The following is a 19,446-nucleotide window of genomic DNA, read 5'->3' on the forward strand; positions in this document are numbered from 1 at the left end:
TCCCACAATAGTTTTTTAAGCTTTTAGTTTTCGAAAGACCCGTCTCGAGGCGGGAATCGAATCTCCCCGATCATGCGCTTATAATCCACGTGTTACTTCAATGTAAATCGCAAGGTCTCGTTTTTGTCTCTCAATGGTTCATTTTCAATGTATTGTAGCTTAAAAATACAAAAATATTACTACTTATTCAAATGTTGACTAATTCCCACGGATGTAGATGAAGAATACCTTCATAGTTCGAATATTTCATATCATCAAGAGAAACAACATACTTTTCATAGTTATCTTTTATCTGTAAAAGGTTGCCAAATTCTCTGTTTATAACATTTTCGTTGTTTAATAAATAGCATACCTGAACATAAATTATCCTATCAACCTTTTGGGCAATAAAATCAATCTCGAGATTATTTAATACTCCAACCTGCACTTCATATCCCATACGTTTTAGTTGCAGGTAAACGTAATTTTCAAGATTATATTCTACATCTGTCGGAAGAAATCCAAACAAGAAATTTTTAAAAGCCAAATCATTCAGATAATATTTACAGGCACCTCCGAGTACTTGTTTCCCTCGTAAATTAAAACGATCTGCCTGATGAAAAATAAAGGCATCAGTTAAATACTGCACATAACTTGAAACAGTTTCATAATTTGTTTTTTTCTGTTTGCTTTTAAAATAACTGATAATATTACTTATCGATGTCAGGTTTCCTATATTAACCGCAAGAAACTTAAATAGTTCTTCCAGTAATGGTAAATCCTTAATTTTATGTCTGTCCAGTATATCGCGTAAAATGACAGTATCTTTTAAACTGGCTATGTAATTGCGTTTAAGTTCTTCTGAATTAAGATGAAACAATTCAGGTAAACCTCCGGTTTTAAGATATTCAAGAAAACCTTCCTTTCCCAGAGTTAATTCCCTTACATCCAAAAATTCGGAATAATCAAAAGGCAAGATCTCAAATTCAACATATCTGCCTGATAGTAATGTTGCTAATTCTCCTGATAATAAAGTAGAGTTTGAGCCGGAAACAAATAGCTCGTAATCCTGTGTAAAATCCTGAGAATATGAATTAACAAAGGTTTCCCATCCTTCAATATTTTGCACTTCATCAAGAAAAATATAGATCTTTCCTTTTACCTGCAATTGAGTTCGATAAATGGAAAACAACTCCTCTAAGTCTGAAGCTGTTTGTATTTCATCAAATGCAATAAATTCCTTATTCAAAAAGAACAAATTCTTTGGATCAACATTCTTATTCGTAATGAGATAATTCATTATTTGTCGTAACAGATAACTCTTTCCGGATCGACGTTGACCTACCAGTACTTTTACCAAACGAGTATCCAGAAATCCAGCTATTTTTTCAAGATATTGCTTACGCTCATAACCGATCTGTATTGTTTGTCCTTCCCAGGCATTATATCTTTTTGTTTTCTCAAATATACTTGCAATTTTTTCAGCCATAGTTGAGTTTATTTTTATTTAGTGTATTTTTTCAAATGTACTTGAATTTTTTATAATTATTTGGATATTTTCAGACTTATTTGAATTATTGTTGTGAAGTTATGTTTGTGACCTTACATCTATTTGACCTTTTCTGTCTATTCAATTCGACACATTAGCAATGTTTTTGTCGAACTTAATCGACACTTTTATATCTAAATTGGCGCACAAGCTATAAAGATCACTTTTGTAGCCCCAATATGGTCAGTTCAGACGATACAAACCTATACATTGATATAAGCGCCCTGTTTGCATTTTCCAAGTACACTTTTTCTACCGACTTTTGGTGCCAATGAAAAGAAAAATATTCCCATTTTAATTATTTTCCAAATCCATTCTTAATCTCAAATCGTAAACACCCGCTCTTTCCAATTCAGGCATGAGGCAAAAGGAAACGGATATAAATGGACTGAAAGTAGGCGTTGGAGGACAGTAAATTGGCACGTGTTTTTACTCATACTTTGCTGCTAAGCTTCCTTTCGAAGCATGAGAAAGGAAGCTTAGCAGCAAAGAGAATCAACAATTTCAAAACTCTTGTCAATTTGCTGGCTGCGTTTATGCCGTAAGCTTTTGACGTCTGCCTGAATTGAAATCAAATTGTTGAAGATTTGGGAAACCCATGCAAATTTTCACATTCGGTACCCTCTGTTCTTTTTCTTTTGTGGTTCAATTCTTTGATTTGATTCTTTTTTACGCTGCCTTTCCTGATCTTTCTCAGCCGGAATAGGCCCGTCTCTAATTAACTTTTGAAATTCATAGTCAAGCGATGGATTTTGAATGACCTTAAAATATTCCTGTAGTTTATTTTGATCCAACCGGTAGTCTATTTTTGAGTAACTAAACTGCCGGTCAACTTATGAACCATTAAAAATCAGCTTGTTTTTGGTAAGTATAATTCCCTGGACAACATTCGTATTTCTCCTGCTTTAGTTCTGTCAATAATAATCCATTGGTTGCCATCATTTCCCGTCCGTATATGGTACTTTGCCAGTTTTGAGATGTCTGCATAGGAAAGGCCTGTGTAACAAGCAAAAAGAAAAAGACTTCAAACAGTGTTAAGACGTTCAATTTCAATATTTTTCTTGCGTATTTCATTTAGCTCGTTCGATGTGAGATATTCACGTTTTGGTTTTTCGGTTTTCACTTGGAATTTCACATAGGGATTTATCAAAATGTAATCCATCGCAACGGCTAAATTGAGTACTTTCTTCATGTGTTTGTGGTAACACCAGGCGGTATTAACACTATTATTGAACTTGGTTTTCATGTACGCGTCAAAAGCATTAATAAATTTGTAGTCTATCGATTTCAATGCCCATTCATTCTTATTGTGGATATCAGAAAGAAAATTCACCAGCCGGGTCCTTGAGGTTTTATAGTGTTTCAGAGTTGTTGCAGAAAAGCCTTTGCCAATATTGGCTTTAATGGTATGCATGTAGGTGTCGAACATTTCTACTATCCCGTGTTCAGAGTCAATTTCACACAGTTTATCCTTTATGTCAGTTACATTGAAGCTTTTATTCTGGGCCTCAAACTGATTATAAATATCCAGGATATTGGTGGCAATCTTATCCAAACGATTATTGATCGTTTTAGCCTAGTTCGAAGATCCCGCCATTCTTTCTTTCACGGTATCCCATGCTCCTTTTTCGGTAAATACTTTTGTGGATATTTCTGCCCGTTTGCCTTTATAGGTAAATCTGGCATAAATTGGGCAAATATCATCCTGTTTTTTCTTCGAAGCCTTGAGTAAAAATACTATTGTAACCCTCATAATCCATAAATTTTAAAATTTAGGTCTCGCTTCACTGCTTAAAATTATATTATAGAAGGCACTTTTCAAACAGCAAAACGAACCAACTGGCGTCAATTAATATTAAATGAATCAGTTAATTACGGAGATTAGCGATACCTGTCGGGTCTATTTAACCATAGGTCTCTATTTTGTCGCATTTTTCTTGAATAATAAGCGTTTTTCTTTGATATTTCGGGAAAACAAAAAAGCGCTTAAATCATTGATTTTAAGCGCTTCTTTGTTTATTTGATTTTCACCTAGTATCCGAGTTTCGGGTCCCAAGCTGTCGACGCGTCAATTATCAGTCTGCAAGTCCAAACACCTGCGATGAATGACTATCTAATGACCTCCAATGACAAATAACTATTTATCCAAGGAACTGATCACTAATACCCAATCTTCCAATAATCAAGACCAATCGTCAAGTTACAAGCCCAACAGCTCCATCATTTTCTTCGGAATGTCGGTGTTGTCCATTATTCCGGTAAAGTGCTCCGCTCCCGGGCCAAAAGCAAAAACCGGAACCATCACGCCAGTATGTCCTCCGGTGGTAAACTCGCCGTTAACGGTTTTCCTGGCGTAGTCACCATTGTTGATTCCCAAGCCTCCTGTTTCATGATCGGCCGTAACAACAATCAGCGTCTCGTTGTCTTTCGAAGCAAACTCCAGCGCTTTGGCGATGCAATGATCAAAATCGAGCATCTCTTCAACCAGGTAAATGGTGTTGTTTTGGTGTCCCGCCCAATCAATCTGGGAGCCTTCAACCATCAGAAAGAATCCGTTTTCGCTATGGCTGAGCAATTCAATAGCTTTGCCAGTGGCCCGTGGTAGCATATCTTTGCGCTCATCTACTCCTGGATTGTGCTCAAGAGCTGTTAATCCGGCCAATTTACCTGATTTGAACCGGTCAATTTCCTTCATATCCTGAAGCACGGTGTAACCTTTGCTTTCCAGTTCGCGAGCCAGGTTTCGGCCATCTTCCCGCTCCGTGAAATGCTTGTAGCCACCACCGATAAACACATCAATGTCGGTCTTCAGGAAATCGCCGGCAATGGCTTCGTAATGGTTACGCGACGGCTGGTGAGCGATAAACGAGGCCGGCGTGGCATGAGTAATAGCAGAGCTGGACACCAGCCCGGTGGCGAAACCTTTACCATCGGCTTTTTCCAAAATCGTTGGTTGGGCAACCGTATCGGTATCAACACCAATGGCGCCATTGTATGTTTTGTAACCGCTGGACAGGGCTGTTCCTCCGGCTGCCGAGTCGGTGACGTAGTTCCTGGCCGAATGGGTTGTGATAAAACCAACATGCTTGAAGTTATGTAGAAATAACCGACCACCGTTAGCCGTCATTCCTGCATGAACGGCCGAAACACCCATGCCGTCTCCAATCATGAAAATGATGTTTCTGGGCTTTTGTGTTTTATGGTTTTCCGTGTAGGTCTTGACCTCGTAAGTGGATTTACCAATGTAGATTTTTAGGGAATCTTCCTTCGAACGTGTTTTGTAGTTTTCTTGTGCCAATGCTGGAAAGGCGATCAGAAAACACACGATAGCAAACAATAAACTTCTCATCGTAAACGTATTTAATTTGATTTAGGTTAATAATTGGAGAACCTGCCAATCTGCCAGTTGGCGAAGCCGGTTTCGTTTGTATTCTTTTCTTCTCGTTTCAAAACTAGCGATAAAAATGCAAGTAATCATGTGTAAATGATTAAGATTTGGTGAAACTTGCCGGGTTACTTTCCACCATTGTTTTTTAAATCATTCAGGCATTGCGCTTTAAGCGAGGGCACGCTTTCAGCAAAAAAGTTTGTGATAAAGTCGCTGGTTTCCGCGGCATAATACATCAGGCAGTCTTGGTTACTGCAATGTTTTCCATGTTGCGTATCCAAATGATTTTCAACCATAGGTGTCCCGTTGTCCACCAATCCAAGTACATGGCAAAATTCATGCTTCAAAACGGTGGTTTCAAGCACATGATGTGAAGGCTGCCCAAGTCCGCCACTAAAATCGCGTACCGTTTTTCCGAAGAGAGCCATGGAGCTTGGGCCATAAGCGACCCCCAGGGTTTTGGCATCGCCTTCATTTTCCGAGTAGTCGCCATCCACAATCATGATCCAGGCCGTCAAAGTTTTGTCGGTGGCTGCATGTGTCCGGAGTGTCTCTTCCAAGTCTCGAAGGTCAGCAATGGAGTAGCTGCTTTTGCCGGGCGATTCAATCGCTTTTGAACTCATGGTAATTCCACCGCTTTTGTTCAGCCGCTGCTGTAAGAACGAAGCCAAATGGTAGGTGGAGTTGCTTTCGGGCTTGTAGCCTTCCACATACACCAGTTGAACCACCAGTTGATCGTATTGATCTTCGGAAAGAAAATCACGGGGTTTGATGGCGTTATCTTTCAGGATTTCTTCTTCCTCCGGAAAATCGGAAGATTCTTGTGAGCATTGGGCGAAAAGCCCCATGGTCAGCAGAATAAGAAAAGAGTAACGGATCAGGTGATTCATACTTTTAGTTCATGTACAACAAGGTAAACTGATTTGAAGACGAAAAGTTTAATCGGCAAATTAAAAGAGGATTAATTTTTCCCGGTTGCTAGGCGGGACGGATCTACTTACTGATATTTTTCAGCATTCCATTCATCCCGGTCGAACTTTTCTGACAGGGCATAGCGAATTATTTTTTCATCGGTTTTTATTTCAATAATTCCCAGAACGATTAAATCTGAGAGGATTTGTGCGGCCTGCCTATAGGTAATTTGAGCTTTCCGGCTGAATGCGGCATGGCTGATGGTTTCATTCTTCTCCAAAAAATCAAGCAGAAACTGTTCTGTGTCCGAATAGGCCAGTAGAATGCCATCGCTCCGCTTTTGCTTTTTCCAAACCTCGATCATGATGGCATTGGCCAGTTTATTTTCGTCTCTTTGACGAAAGTAAGCCAGCCATTTTCCCCGTTCGTTCTGGGCACAATGTGGCTTATTATGGCTTGGTTCAACGGTGACTTCCAGCACGGTTTTTCCATCAACCAGGTGTTGTCGTGTTTTAAAATCAATCTCCGGTTGGCTGAATATTTTTGCAGCGGCCTCCACCATGTAATATTCTTCTTCCGACCGCACTCCTGCAATGTTGCCATTATCTTTCACCCCAATAAGCAGCCGTCCGCCGTCGGTATTGGCAAAAGCCACCAACGATCTGGCAATCTTTCTGGAGTCGCTGATGCAGTATTTGAAATCTTGCTTCTGGTGTTCTCCTTCGGCGATCAGTTTTGTCAGGTAATAACTCACAGTCGTCCTCCTTTCTCAAATCAACAAGTCCTGATTCCGGATTGTTTTAGACCTCAATTCCAAATGCAATGCGAACCAAATAGCCCAGACCAAACGAAATTAATCCCACCACGGTGCTTAGTATCACCATTTCCAGAAATCGCTTCCGGAACGGTTGATCGTTGGCAATGGAAATATAGTAACTGTAGATAAAGACGACAAAAATGGAGTCAGCCACAGCCACCAGCAGGGCCACAAACGGCGAGCTAAAAACAAGGTAGGGCGCCACCAGAAACACCACCGCAAAAAGGTACGCCAGCCCTGTGAAGATGGCTGACTTCACCGCGCCTTCTTCATTTCCTTCAGAACGGTTTGACAGGTATTCGGACGAAGACATGGACAAGGCTCCGGCAATTCCGGCAATAATTCCGGTCAGGGCAACGATTTTGGTGTTTTGCAGCGCGAAGGTCAGGCCAGCCAGCGTCCCCAGAATTTCCACCAACGCATCGTTTAAACCCAAGACAATGGAGCCAATGTATTTCAGCTTGTCCTCCTCCAGCATGTGAATCAATTCCTGCTCGTGGTCATTTTCTTCCTTGCTGATTCCGGCGGCTTCCGGAACCTCACTGGCAATCTGGCTGTAATTAATCTGAGCGCTTTCTTCGCCTTTTTCCATCAATTTGATGCCGAACGTAATGCCAAACAAGCGGGCAATCCAGTAGAACTTAAAGATCTCCCAGCGGCTGGGGCTGACCTCACGGCCGGTATATTTTGCCCAAATGTGGTAGTGCCGGAGTTCGTCGTCCGCGATTTTTGCCAACACCTCGCTGTTATGCCTATCGGTTACTTCAGCAGCTAATCGACTGTAAAGATGATGTTCAGTGATCTCATTTCGTTGGGCAATAATCAGTTGCCGCCTCACTTCGGGTGAAATTGGTCTTCGTGTCATGGCTTAGTCTTTTAACCATTCAAATAATTGGTAGTGTTCCGCGGTCATTCCCAGTTTTTGATATACTTGCTGAGCCCGGCTGTTGGTCTTGTCAACATACAAGCGAATGCCTTTTAGCTGTTCGTCCTGTTCAACCAGCTGCTGAATGTGCCGGTACATGTTCCTATAAACACCATTCCCCCGGAACGGCGGCCGGACATAAACCGATTGAATCCAAAGCACGGTGCCATTACGCCAGTCGCTCCACTCGTAGGTGGTTAGCAGCGAGGCGATCACCTGCCCGTTTTTCTCGACCACATAGTAGGTTCCTTTTGAGCTATCGCTAAATACCTGGCATACACCGCGATTCACAATATCTTTATCGAGCTGAAGATTTTCGGTTTCCAAAGCCATTTCAAGTTGAAAAGCCGCGATTTGCCCGGCATCGTCTTTTTTTGCCTTCCGGATGATCATTTTAGGGTTGAACGTTTGACGTTTATAAAATGTAAAAGTAGCTTTATTGCCTGAATTTTTAAATGATTTAATGGAATGAAGATTCTGGTTGCCTCTCAAAACCCGGTTAAAGTGAATGCCGTTGCCGAGGCCTTCAAAATATGCTTTTCCGAACCCTTTGATATAGAGGGAATTGCCATTGCCTCCAATGTTTCACACCAGCCCCGAAGCGATGGTGAAACCCGGGCCGGAGCTCGAAACCGGGTGGACAACCTGATGAAACGGACACAAAAAGCCGACCTTTATGTGGGAATTGAAGGTGGAATTGATGTAGTGGATGGCAAGTTGCATGCTTTTGCCTGGATGGCCGTGTCAGATGGCCAGCAGCATTCGCTGGGGCGGACTGGAAGCTTTGAGCTGCCACCCCAAGTGGCCCGCCTCATTTTCGAAGGCATGGAGCTGGGCGACGCCGATGACAGGGTTTTCGAAAAGGAAAACTCCAAGCAACAAAACGGTGCTGTAGGCCTTTTGACGCATGACCGTTTGAGCCGCGAACAACTATACCAACACGCACTGGTCTTGGCATTCATTCCCTTTATGAACCGAAAACTTTATTTTGGCACCGCGAATGCAGACGTTTAAAATTTAATCTTTCGGAGAACCTGACTGATTTTAACACGTTCTTCGTCAAGCATGATGATCTGGATCTTGTTCTTTTGCAAGCTGGCATGTGCTTTAGGGCCCACCTCGCCGGTAATTATTTTATCAACCTTGGCCTCAGTCAAAAGCTTGACCACCCGCGGAGCAACGTCATGCTCCTCGTGGCAATAAGGATTTACGATAAAACGGGACTCTTCCCCATCAGAAACAAAGAAGTATGGAGCACGTCCGAAGCGAAGATCCATCGGAGCCGTGAGTTTTTTGTCTGTTGCGCTAATTGCAATCATGTTTGTACTAATTAATGGTTCATGTTTAAAATTCTAATCTTCACTTCAACTGAAGTGCTTCCCAATATTCCACAGCTCGCCTGGTATGAGGAATAACAATCGTACCTCCCACAAGGTTTGCGATACTGAAAACTTCGAATATTTCTTCGGTGCTTGTGCCTTGTTCGTGGCATTTCTCAAGGTGGTATTTAACGCAATCATCGCAGCGTAATACCATGCTCGACACCAACCCCAGCATTTCTTTGGTTTTCACGTTTAATGCACCTTCCTGGTAAGCCAGCGTGTCAACACTGTATATTCGCTTCATCACCTTGTTGTCGGCCGACAGAATTTTTTCGTTCATTTTTGAACGGTATGCCTGAAAATCTTCAATTAAGTTGCTCATGGTTTCAAATCACAGGGTTCAATAAATTGTTCTTTCACTTTCATCGCACTCGAAATCAGCCAGCAAATTTATCCTTTTAAAATAGAATTGGAAATGTAAAATTTCTGAAGGAGGCCAGCGTTATGTTGACACACGGATTGATGCGAATGTAAAGTTTTTTGTTTTTTCAGGCAGTTGAAAACTTCAATTCTTGTATTCCATCAATTAAGTTTATATTTGCATTTTTAAAGGACCATAGTATATGAAAGTTGAAATTACAGGGATCATACTTATCCTTTTTTGTTTGAGTCTAAGTGCTCAAGAGTCTTCATACAGCCCCAACAATTCGCCGGATTCAGGTATTCTGCAACTTCCCGTAAGGCAGGATGCCCGGATTGACACTTTGTTGCAGCGGCACATTGCCATGAATAAGCGCTTGAACGGCACCGAAGGTTATCGGCTCGAGATTTTCTTTAGCTCGGGATTGCGTGCCCGCGAACAAGCCATGGAAGTGAAAACCGAATTTTTGCGAAAATACCCGAATGAACAGGCCTACATGCTTTTTCGAACTCCTGATTTTAAAGTCAGGGTGGGTGATTTCAGAACCCGAAATGAAGCCCTGGCATTGAAAGAACAAATCAAAAAGAGTTATCCCAATGCTTTCCTAGTGAAAGATATTATTCAGTTTCCAAAACTTTATACCGACAAACAGAGCAATGAGTGAATCGATTAAACACGAGTGTGGAATTGCGCTAATCCGGCTGAAAAAACCTTTAAGTTACTACCAGGAAAAATACGGCACCTGGCAATACGGAATCAACAAGCTTTACCTTTTAATGGAGAAACAACACAACCGCGGACAGGATGGCGCCGGGGTGGTGAGTGTGAAAATAAACCTTAAACCGGGACAAGAGTATATTAACCGGTACCGTTCCATTGAGCCAAATCCCATCAAGGATGTTTTCGACAAGGTGTTTAAAAGTGTCAAAAAAGCGATCAAGAGCGGCAACGATATTAATGACACCGAATGGGTTTACAACAACCTGCCATATTCGGGCGAGCTTTACCTCGGCCACTTGCGGTATGGTACTTTTGGCCGCAACAGTATTGATTTTGTGCATCCGGTGATGCGGCAGAACAACTGGAAATCACGCACCCTGGTCTTGGCCGGCAACTTCAACCTGACGAATACGGATGAGCTTTTTCAGAAATTGATTGACCTGGGACAGCATCCAAAAAATTACACCGACACGGTGACTGTACTTGAAAAAGTCGGGCATTTTCTGGATGAAGAAAACCAATTCCGCTTTCGGAACTACAAAAATGAAGGGTATGGAAACCGGGAAATATCGCCATTGATTGAAGAAAACCTGGATATTCAAAGTGTGTTGGAGAACGCCAGCAAAGACTGGGATGGCGGTTACGCCATTGCGGGATTGGTCGGACATGGCGATGCTTTTGTCACCCGCGATCCTTGGGGAATCCGTCCGGCGCATTATTATGAGGATGATGAAATTGTGGTCGTCGCTTCAGAGCGCCCGGTAATCCAGACTGTAATGAATGTCAAAGCGGATCAGGTGAAAGAAATTAAGCCGGGAGAAGCTCTGATTATCAAGCGAAACGGCGTGGTTTCGAACGAAATGATACGCGTTCCCCACAAGCGTGTTTCTTGTTCATTCGAGCGAATCTATTTTTCTCGTGGAAGTGACAAGGATATTTACCAGGAACGGAAACAGCTGGGCCGCTTATTGGCTCCGGCCATTCTGAAATCGATCAAATTCGATATTGAAAACACCGTGTTTTCATATATTCCAAATACGTCCGAAACAGCATTCTACGGCATGATGCAGGGGGTAAGACAGCATTTGCTCGAACGCAAGAAAAAGCTGATCCGCGCCGGAAATGGAACGATGAGCGAAGAAGAGCTGGAAGCGATTATTTCGCTGGAACCACGGGTAGAGAAAATTGCCATTAAGGACGTGAAACTCCGTACCTTTATTGCCGATGATGCCAGCCGCGACGACTTGGTGGCCCACGTGTACGATGTGACCTATGGCGTGATTCGCGAGAATACGGATACGCTCGTCATTATCGATGACTCCATTGTACGCGGGACGACCTTGAAAAAGAGTATTCTGAAAATCCTGGATCGCTTGAACCCGAAAAAAATCATTGTGGTGTCGTCGGCACCCCAAATTCGCTATCCCGACTGCTATGGCATTGACATGGCGGTATTGGATAAATTCATTGCTTTTACCGCAGCTATCGAGCTGCTGAAAGACAAAGGAAAGCAGCACGTGATTGATGAGGTATATCAGAAGTGCAAAGAGCAGGAAAATCTGCCGAAAGAGGAGATTATGAATTACGTGAAGGGTATCTATCGCCAGTCGACAGCCGAAGAAATTTCGGCGAAAATCGCCGAGTTGTTGAAGCCCGAAGGCTGCAAAGCTGAGGTGGAGATCGTATATCAAAGTATTGAAAACCTCCACGAAGCCTGCCCCAACGATAAAGGCGACTGGTATTTTACCGGGAATTACCCTACGCCGGGCGGAAACAAAGTCGTCAACACCTCGTTCATCAATTTTGTCGAAGGCAAAGAAGGGCGGGCGTATTAAACTTGAAACATCGCTCATAAGGACATTAAAAAAGCAGGCTTGAAGCCTGCTTTTTTAATGTCCTTAAATTCAATCGCACGAATGTTATCGCGGAGTGGGGAAATCATCTTCTTTCCCTTTAATATACGTTTCAATGTGGCGGTCTTTTTTGGCTTCGTAAATATCCTTAATGGTCAGGATAATTCCAGTTTCCTCCACATCGCCAAAGCGGTCGTTCAGCACTGTTCCGAAGGTTTTCATGGATGGGCTCAGGTTCATATAAGCATTAATCAGCGGCGGAATATTCTCGCCATGCTCGCGTACCTGCTGGGTCAGAATTTTATAATCTTCCTTGTACGAGCCACCATTAAAAACTTTTTCGAGGGCTTCCATGTCCATATGCAATTCCATGGGTTTCTTCGGTGTGACCAGACCTTCGTGATCGCGGAAATACTTCAGAAAAAAATACTGAATCAGGTTCCGCGCCTGTGAGTGAAAGTGCGAATACATGGTCACCTTGCCGAAAAAATATTTCATTTCCGGGTGATCAACAATCAGTGCACCAAGTCCATCCCACAAGTTATCCAAAGCGAATAGCGCTTTGGCTCCCGCTTTGCTCGACTGGTAAGTTGGTTGTACAAATGAACGACCTAGCTCCAGTGTGTAGGGCAGGTAATTCTTTTTGAACTCTTCAGAAAAATGAAATAAGCGCGAAGTAGCCAGCGAAATGTCTCCATTTTCATCAACCGGGAGGTTGGGGCACATAATGTAGCGGTATCCACCCAGGATTTCCTTTGCATCCGGATCCCATACGATGAGTTGTTTGTATGGATTATCGTTGGTGTCGTATTGGTCAATGTCAATTTCTTTTCCTGTCCCGCCTCCGGCATCGCGAAAAGTGATTTCACGTAACCGGCCAATCTCGTGCATAACATTGGGAGAATCGTGATGCGTAATCACGTAGATCTCATTGGCACCTTTATTCGTCTTCCTCAAAAGCCTTTCCGGGGTTAACTCGGCAATAATTGCTTCTTTGGGCTTCGGTGCAACAATATCTTTCATACTTAATCCGCTAATTTTGTTGAGGTACAAAACTATAAAAATTTATTTAAGAAACTGATTCGATAGTCCTTTAAATTCAGCGCTTATTTAATTCTGACATCGAATAGACTTGGTCGCGAACAAAATTGGCCCACTCGGTTTGTTTCTTGCTTTTGTCGAAGGTGGTCCAGGGGATTGGGCGTCCAAATGTGATGGTAAATTCCTGCCCCCGATGTTTAAAAGTCTCATCGGCCAGGAAGAACTGTTCGAGATTCCATTTCAGGCGCAGAGCCTTGCGAAGGTTAGCCAGCCGGTAAAAGAAACTGGAGTTTCGCCCGCTCACATGCACCGGAATAATATCGCGCTGGTATTGAACCGATTTCTGAATAAAATGCTTTTTCCATTCCAGGTCTGTAATTCTTCCTTTGATTTTCCGGGAGGCATAACCCGATGGAAAGATCAAGATCTGCGCATCAGACTGGTATTGCTCGTGAACAACTTTAGCAATCTCCCGACTGTGTCCCCCTTGCTTGTTGATGGGCACAAAGACACTTTCGAGCTGCGGAATATTCATCAATACATCATTCACCAAAAAACGCACATCGCCCAATAGTTTGTTGACATTCGACATCAGCAGCAGTCCGTCGAACCCGCCAAGTGGATGGTTAGACGCAAAAATAAAGCGGCCTTCTTTCGGAATATTCTCAACGCCATAAACTTGTTCCTTCACTTCGAAATGTTCGACGACCTGGTGAACAAACTCAATCCCTTTTTGATCTCCGTATTTGGCCAGAATCTCATTCACATCACGGATGTGCATGATCCGGCTGATGTAGTTGTAGACAAAGCTGGGAATCAGCTTAGCCAGTTTAGGACTCTTTTCTTTAAAGACCGCTCGAATGTCTATCGGTTTTATTCCTTTTGGATACTGCTCATCCATTTGCTTCAGTTTTGAATGTCGAAAAATAGAAAATAAAATTGAGCTCCGTATTCCTTGACATTCATTTGTGATTTTCAATCTTTGCAAATCAGTTTTATCAACGGGTGTTGAAAACATTTTAATCCAAGCCAACAAGCAATAAAACAGCGGATTGAATGTTGTTATTAACAAGACAATGTGGATTATCAACAATAAATGAACATTCTTCAGTCAATCGGAAGGTGGAAAAAAGTGACTAATAGTGACTGAAAGTGGTATTTGGAGAAAGAAATTACTAATTTTACGATTGAAAAATAGACAATTAACGCATGGATTTCTCAGCAGAAAAAAAAGCAACATTTGATGAAAAGGGACGTGTTGTGCTGCCTGTCGACTACAAAAACGAGATGGGTGGCCGGATTCCCAATGGTCAGTTGGCTGTTGAGATTGATCCGTTTGAGAAGTGCCTGAACGTCTATCCGCTGGAAGCCTGGGAAAAAAGGCTGGCTTCGTTTAAGGCAAAACTAAACCGAAACAACCCCCGGCAAAGTCGTTTGCTGGACATGATCTACCGCAACTTTAAAATCATTAGCGTACCCGAAAGTTGCCGCATGAATTTTCCAAATAACTTTTTGGAAAAGGTCAACATCTCCAAAGATGTTGTTTTTGTTGGCGTTGGCGATCGGATTCGTTTGTGGGACGCCGGAGAATACGACGCCTACCTGGAAACAGGAGGCGACTACGGAGAATTATTTTCAGAATTTTTTGGATCAGAGGAGGATTAAGCGTGGAGCAACCGTACCACATACCGGTTTTATTGAATGAAAGTATCGAAGGGCTAAACATTCAAAAGGATGGCGACTACGTTGATGTCACCTTTGGAGGAGGCGGCCATTCGCGCGAATTGTTGAAGTCGATCGACAAAGGTCGCCTGTTTGGCTTCGACCAGGATGAAGATGCCGCGGCGAATGCGTTTGACGATCCGCGTTTCATTTTTGTCCGGCATAACTTCAAATACATCCGCAATTTTTTGCGCTATCATGGCGTTGAAAAAGTCGATGGCATTCTAGCTGATCTGGGAGTTTCCTCACACGATTTTGATGTGGCCGAACGTGGATTTTCCTTCCGGTTTTCCGGAGCCTTGGATATGCGTATGAACCGCGATTCCAAAACGACAGCAGCCGATCTGGTCAATGAATACAGCGAGGAGCAACTCATTAAAGTTTTTCGTGAATATGGCGAAGTGGATAATGCTTATCGTTTGACCAAGCAAATCCTTACAGCCCGGCAGTACCAACCCATTAAAACCATTGACCAGTTTAAATCGGTCATTTCCGACTGTGTGTCGAAAAAGAACGAAGCTAAATATTTAGCCAAAGTTTTTCAGGCACTGCGAATCGAAACCAACGGCGAACTGGAGGTACTGAAAGATTTCCTGATGCAAAGCGCCGAACTGCTGAAGCCGGGAGGCCGGTTGGTGGTGATTACTTATCATTCGCTCGAAGATCGTTTGGTAAAGAACTTTATTAAAGCAGGAAATTTTGAGGGACAACAAGACAAAGATTTTTATGGGAATGTAAGTTCGGTTTTGAAAGCGGTTAACCGGAAGATCATTATTCCCGATGACGAAGAAATTGCCCGAAACCCAAGGGCGCGGAGTGCGAAGTTACGAATTGCAGAGAAAGTATGAGTACAGAAGCCAAACCATCAGAAAAAAGCAAAAACCGCAGGAATGGACTCAAGTCGTTTCTGGGAGGAAGCTTGTTGGCAAGCGAAAAGGTGATGAAGCAAATGCCCTTTGTGTTTTTCGTGGCATTTCTGGGAATTCTTATGATCTCGAACCGCTACTGGTCAGAAAAAACCATTCGAAGGATGGAGGCCGTGCAGGATTCAATCAAGGAATTAAGAGCCGAGTCGGTGACCTGGGAAACGCAGCTGATGAAAATGAACCGCCCCTCGGAAATTGTTGAAAGAGTGAAAGCCAGTGGGCTGGAGTTGCAGGAAGCCAGTGAGCCGGCCAGAAAGCTGAAAGTAGAAAAAACAGACAACGAATAATGGAGATCAGAAAAGACATAACGGCCCGTTTTGGGATTATTTATTTTCTCGTCGTTTTGATCGGGATGATCATCGTGGCTAAAATCTTCATGGTTCAAAACATGGATACTGAAAAGTGGAAAGGTATCGCCAAAAATTTAAAGAACAATACGGCTGAGACTCCCGCGAAGCGCGGAAATATTTGCGCCGACGATGGCAGTATTTTAGCAACTTCAGTTCCGCAGTATGAATTACGCCTCGACCTGGCTGCTCCAATGATCAAGCGGGTTTATGGTGATAAAGCCGATGCTTTTGCCCTGGAAGTAGCCGAATTTTTCGGAATTTCAAAATCTCAATTCAAACAGAAGTTGGACCAGCAATTCAAAAAAGGAAACCGGTGGTTTTTGATTTATCCCAACGATGTGAACTATAACCAGCTTCAGCAATTTAAGCGTCTGCAGATGATGCAGAATAACAGTTTCGGATCGGGCCTTATCGTAGTTACCGAAAATGAACGCATCATGCCACATGCCGATCTGGGTAGCCGGATCATAGGCACCCTAAACAAAGGGGCATTTGGCGGTGTACATGGAAATGTCGGCTACTCAGGAATTGAGGGTTTGATGGAAGGCTATTTAAGCGGCAAGAACGGAACCGCTTTGAAACGGAATTTTTCCGGGCGCTGGATCAACGTACCGGTCATTGAGCCCAAAGACGGCAGCGATGTGATTACTACACTGAATGTGAACCTGCAGGATTTCGCAAACAATGCCTTATTCCGGCAAATGCAAACATCGCAGGCCGAGTGGGGTACAGCCATTGTGATGGAGGTAAAAACCGGCGAAGTAAAAGCATTGGCCAACCTTGGACGCAAAGCCGATGGCAGTTACGCCGAAACCTACAACTTCGCGCTGGGTCACCAGGGTAGCAGCGAGCCGGGGTCAACCTTTAAATTGATGTCGTTGATGGTAGCGATGGAGCACGGCTATGTGGATACTTCGGATGTGTTTGACACAGGCAATGGCGTATGGAAATACCGGGGACAAACCATTTATGACAGCGATTATCATCGTGGCGGACATGGCAAACTGACCATGAAGGAGATTTTTGAGCTTTCATCTAACGTCGGTGTAGCTAAGATTATCACCAAATATTACGAAGGGCGCGAGCAAGAATACATTGACCGAATCTACAACTTTGGACTGAATAAACCGATGGGGCTGGGCTTTTTCGGCGAAGGCATACCCCGGATTAAGTATCCCGGCGATGCCGATTGGTGGGGACCCTCGCTGGCCTGGATTTCATACGGATATGAAATCAAGTTGACTCCGCTTCAAACAGCCGCCTTCTACAATGCCGTAGCCAACGATGGAAAAATGGTGAAGCCCAAGTTTGTGAAGGAAGTTCGGCGAAATGGCATCCTCGAAAAAGAATTTAAAACCGAAGTGATCAACCCGGCAATCTGCTCGAAAGAAACCCTGGCCAAAGCGCAGGATTTGCTGAAGGGCGTTTGCATTGACGGAACCGGAAGGTCGGTCAATAATCCGTATTTTCCCATTGCCGGAAAAACCGGAACAGCGCAGGTTGCTTATAATAACCAAGGCTACGAAAAAGAAGGACGCAAAAACTACCAGGCATCTTTTGCCGGGTATTTTCCTGCCGATGATCCGCAGTACACCTGCGTGGTGGTGATTGTAGGCCCCAAAGGATTATATTATGGCGGTTCTGTTGCCGGCCCCGTATTTAAAGAAATCGTGGGAAAAGTGTATGCCAGCTTTATGGAGCCGCGCGAAAATGAGCTGGAACAAATAGCCATGTTACCCCAGGTGAAGTCCGGATTTAAAGATAAAATCGAATTAACAGCCGAAGAGCTGAAACTGGAAATTCAGGCGGAGAAAACCGACTCGAAGTTCATTCGCGTAATTTCAGATCAAGACAAATTGAGTGCATCGGAATTGGCGGTAGGCGAAGGCCTGGTGCCCGATGTCCGTGGGATGGGTGGCAGCGATGCCCTTTATTTATTGGAAAGCTCAGGCTTGAAAGTAAAGATGAAAGGCATTGGCAAAGTTCACAAACAATCACTTCGTGCCGGAGATAAAATAAAAGAAGGACAAACAATCTATATTGATTTAGGCTAATGATCGAATTGAAAAACATATTGAACGGACTGGATTACGAATTGCTGGCGAGAACATTGGCTGTTGAAGTCGAAAATCTGCATTTCGATTCGAGAAAGGTAAAGTCTGGCGATGCTTTTGTGGCGGTGGCCGGGACGCATGTCGATGGACACCAGTTTATTCAGAAAGCCATGGAGCAGGGAGCTTCAGTAATCATTGCGCAGCAGTTTGAGGGTGTAAATTCGACGGATGTCACCTTCATCAGAATGAACAATACAGCCGAAGCGCTTGGTAAGCTGGCTGCAAATTTTTACGGCAACCCTTCAACCAAACTAAAAGTGGTTGGTGTTACCGGAACCAACGGGAAAACGACTATCGCCACTTTGTTGTACTTGCTATTTAAAAAACTAGGGTACCAGGCAGGACTAATTTCGACCATTAAATATTACGTGGGCGATAACGAATTACCCGCAACGCACACCACTCCCGATGCTTTACAAATTCAGAAGTTGATGGCCTTGATGGTGGAACAAGGTTGCGGCTATTGCTTTATGGAGGTGAGTTCGCACGCCATTCATCAGGACCGGATTTCCGGGATCGACTTTGACGGTGGCATCTTCACCAACCTCACGCACGACCACCTGGATTACCATCAAACTTTTTCGGAGTACCTGAAAGCAAAGAAGAAGTTTTTCGACCAATTGCCCAGGCACGCGTTTGCCTTAACGAACGCCGATGAAAAAAATGGGCTGGTCATGCTTCAGAATACGGTGGCGAACAAGAAAACTTACGGGTTGAAAGCGTTGGCCGACTACAAGTGCAAAGTGCTGGAAAAGCATTTTGATGGTATGTTGTTGAGTGTTGAAGGACAGGAAGTGTGGACACATTTTGCAGGCTTGTTTAACGCCTACAACCTGATGGCCGTATACGCCGCTGCCGTATTGCTGGGCGAATCGTCCGAATCGGTTTTGCCTGTCATCAGCGAGCTGAGATCGGTGGCCGGGCGTTTCGAAATTCTACGTTCGCTTGATGGAAAATATGCCGTGGTGGATTACGCACACACCCCCGACGCCTTAAAAAATGTGTTGAACGGGATTACCGAAATACGCACCGGGAATGAGCAAGTGATTACGGTTATTGGTGCTGGTGGCGACCGCGACAAAACTAAACGCCCGATCATGGCACACGAAGCGGCTTTGCAAAGCGATAAGGTGATCTTGACTTCGGACAACCCGCGCAGCGAAGTGCCGGAACAAATTATCGCCGACATGCAGACGGGCATTGAGCCGCACCAGAGAAACAAGGTGCTGGCTATTGTTAGCCGTCGGGAAGCAATACGCACCGCCTGTATGCTCGCGCAACCAGGCGATATTGTTTTGGTGGCCGGAAAAGGACACGAAGATTATCAGGAGATTCAGGGGGTAAAACATCATTTTGATGATAAAGAAGTAATTCAAGAGATATTCAAGCTAAACTAAAAGAAACGGG

The 19,446-nt window shown here is 43.7% G+C and carries 21 protein-coding genes; 8 read left to right on the forward strand and 13 right to left on the reverse strand.

Annotation, left to right across the window (positions count from 1 at the left end):
* Positions 1–187: 187 nt before the first annotated feature.
* The 9 genes from AAC033_RS03975 to AAC033_RS04015 form a co-directional block, all read right to left on the reverse strand.
* Positions 188–1,468, reverse strand: a complete 1,281-nt coding sequence (locus tag AAC033_RS03975) for an ATP-binding protein (RefSeq protein ID WP_339735631.1) — start codon at positions 1,466–1,468, stop codon at positions 188–190.
* A 668-nt stretch (positions 1,469–2,136) separates the two neighbouring features.
* The gene (locus AAC033_RS03980) at positions 2,137–2,322 is read right to left on the reverse strand and encodes a hypothetical protein (protein ID WP_339735633.1); all 186 of its coding nucleotides are present in this window, start codon (positions 2,320–2,322) and stop codon (positions 2,137–2,139) included.
* Positions 2,323–2,552: 230 nt separating this feature from the next.
* Positions 2,553–3,083: a phage integrase SAM-like domain-containing protein gene (locus tag AAC033_RS03985; RefSeq protein ID WP_339735634.1), complete on the reverse strand. Its 531-nt coding sequence runs from the start codon at positions 3,081–3,083 to the stop codon at positions 2,553–2,555.
* A gap of 21 nt (positions 3,084–3,104) precedes the next feature.
* Positions 3,105–3,281, reverse strand: coding sequence for an Arm DNA-binding domain-containing protein (locus AAC033_RS03990; protein WP_339735636.1), 177 nt, complete (start codon positions 3,279–3,281; stop codon positions 3,105–3,107).
* A 447-nt stretch (positions 3,282–3,728) separates the two neighbouring features.
* The gene (locus tag AAC033_RS03995; RefSeq protein WP_339735638.1) at positions 3,729–4,877 is read right to left on the reverse strand and encodes an alkaline phosphatase; all 1,149 of its coding nucleotides are present in this window, start codon (positions 4,875–4,877) and stop codon (positions 3,729–3,731) included.
* 164 nt (positions 4,878–5,041) lie between these two features.
* Positions 5,042–5,806: a hypothetical protein gene (locus AAC033_RS04000; protein WP_339735640.1), complete on the reverse strand. Its 765-nt coding sequence runs from the start codon at positions 5,804–5,806 to the stop codon at positions 5,042–5,044.
* A 107-nt stretch (positions 5,807–5,913) separates the two neighbouring features.
* Positions 5,914–6,582 (reverse strand): ATP-binding protein, encoded by a 669-nt coding sequence (locus AAC033_RS04005; RefSeq protein WP_339735642.1) that lies wholly within the window; start codon positions 6,580–6,582, stop codon positions 5,914–5,916.
* Between the two features lie 46 nt (positions 6,583–6,628).
* Complete coding sequence (locus AAC033_RS04010; protein WP_339735644.1) at positions 6,629–7,510, reverse strand: VIT1/CCC1 transporter family protein; 882 nt, start codon at positions 7,508–7,510, stop codon at positions 6,629–6,631.
* Between the two features lie 3 nt (positions 7,511–7,513).
* The gene (locus AAC033_RS04015; RefSeq protein WP_339735646.1) at positions 7,514–7,963 is read right to left on the reverse strand and encodes a GNAT family N-acetyltransferase; all 450 of its coding nucleotides are present in this window, start codon (positions 7,961–7,963) and stop codon (positions 7,514–7,516) included.
* 75 nt (positions 7,964–8,038) lie between these two features.
* On the opposite strand from AAC033_RS04015, the gene yjjX reads away from it, so the two are divergent.
* Positions 8,039–8,584 carry an inosine/xanthosine triphosphatase gene (gene yjjX, locus AAC033_RS04020; protein ID WP_339735648.1) on the forward strand — a complete coding sequence of 182 codons (546 nt, stop codon included), beginning with the start codon at positions 8,039–8,041 and terminating at the stop codon, positions 8,582–8,584.
* Here yjjX and AAC033_RS04025 read toward each other — a convergent pair.
* Together AAC033_RS04025 and AAC033_RS04030 are read right to left on the reverse strand one after the other, a co-directional pair.
* Positions 8,581–8,889, reverse strand: a complete 309-nt coding sequence (locus tag AAC033_RS04025; RefSeq protein ID WP_339735650.1) for a NifB/NifX family molybdenum-iron cluster-binding protein — start codon at positions 8,887–8,889, stop codon at positions 8,581–8,583. The two genes, yjjX and AAC033_RS04025, sit on opposite strands and share 4 nt — an antisense overlap.
* Before the next feature lie 40 nt (positions 8,890–8,929).
* Positions 8,930–9,274, reverse strand: coding sequence for a carboxymuconolactone decarboxylase family protein (locus tag AAC033_RS04030; protein ID WP_339735652.1), 345 nt, complete (start codon positions 9,272–9,274; stop codon positions 8,930–8,932).
* A 241-nt stretch (positions 9,275–9,515) separates the two neighbouring features.
* On the opposite strand from AAC033_RS04030, the gene AAC033_RS04035 reads away from it, so the two are divergent.
* Together AAC033_RS04035 and AAC033_RS04040 are read left to right on the forward strand one after the other, a co-directional pair.
* Positions 9,516–9,977: an SPOR domain-containing protein gene (locus tag AAC033_RS04035; RefSeq protein WP_339735654.1), complete on the forward strand. Its 462-nt coding sequence runs from the start codon at positions 9,516–9,518 to the stop codon at positions 9,975–9,977.
* A complete protein-coding gene (locus tag AAC033_RS04040; protein ID WP_339735656.1) occupies positions 9,970–11,868 on the forward strand; it encodes an amidophosphoribosyltransferase in 1,899 nt (632 codons plus the stop codon). Before AAC033_RS04035 ends, AAC033_RS04040 begins: the two co-directional genes overlap by 8 nt.
* Before the next feature lie 84 nt (positions 11,869–11,952).
* Here AAC033_RS04040 and AAC033_RS04045 read toward each other — a convergent pair whose 3' ends face one another.
* On the reverse strand, positions 11,953–12,909 hold the full coding sequence (locus tag AAC033_RS04045; RefSeq protein WP_339735658.1) for a GNAT family N-acetyltransferase: 957 nt from the start codon (positions 12,907–12,909) through the stop codon (positions 11,953–11,955).
* A gap of 76 nt (positions 12,910–12,985) precedes the next feature.
* Complete coding sequence (locus AAC033_RS04050) at positions 12,986–13,828, reverse strand: 1-acyl-sn-glycerol-3-phosphate acyltransferase (protein WP_339735660.1); 843 nt, start codon at positions 13,826–13,828, stop codon at positions 12,986–12,988.
* A 308-nt stretch (positions 13,829–14,136) separates the two neighbouring features.
* Between AAC033_RS04050 and AAC033_RS04055 the strand changes: the two genes are divergently transcribed.
* Genes AAC033_RS04055 through AAC033_RS04075 form a run of 5 tightly spaced genes read left to right on the forward strand, consistent with a single transcriptional unit; the run spans position 14,137 to position 19,436 of the window.
* Complete coding sequence (locus AAC033_RS04055; protein ID WP_339735662.1) at positions 14,137–14,592, forward strand: hypothetical protein; 456 nt, start codon at positions 14,137–14,139, stop codon at positions 14,590–14,592.
* Between the two features lie 2 nt (positions 14,593–14,594).
* Positions 14,595–15,497 carry a 16S rRNA (cytosine(1402)-N(4))-methyltransferase RsmH gene (rsmH, locus tag AAC033_RS04060; protein ID WP_339735664.1) on the forward strand — a complete coding sequence of 301 codons (903 nt, stop codon included), beginning with the start codon at positions 14,595–14,597 and terminating at the stop codon, positions 15,495–15,497.
* The gene (locus AAC033_RS04065) at positions 15,494–15,862 is read left to right on the forward strand and encodes an FtsL-like putative cell division protein (protein WP_339735667.1); all 369 of its coding nucleotides are present in this window, start codon (positions 15,494–15,496) and stop codon (positions 15,860–15,862) included. The genes rsmH and AAC033_RS04065 overlap by 4 nt, the downstream gene beginning before the upstream one ends.
* Positions 15,862–17,979 (forward strand): penicillin-binding transpeptidase domain-containing protein, encoded by a 2,118-nt coding sequence (locus AAC033_RS04070; protein WP_339735669.1) that lies wholly within the window; start codon positions 15,862–15,864, stop codon positions 17,977–17,979. The genes AAC033_RS04065 and AAC033_RS04070 overlap by 1 nt, the downstream gene beginning before the upstream one ends.
* Entirely contained in the window at positions 17,979–19,436 is a 1,458-nt protein-coding gene (locus AAC033_RS04075; protein ID WP_339735671.1) for a UDP-N-acetylmuramoyl-L-alanyl-D-glutamate--2,6-diaminopimelate ligase, read from the forward strand. Before AAC033_RS04070 ends, AAC033_RS04075 begins: the two co-directional genes overlap by 1 nt.
* Positions 19,437–19,446: the final 10 nt, after the last annotated feature.

It is taken from the genome of uncultured Sunxiuqinia sp. (assembly GCF_963974515.1).
GTDB lineage: Bacteria > Bacteroidota > Bacteroidia > Bacteroidales > Prolixibacteraceae > Sunxiuqinia.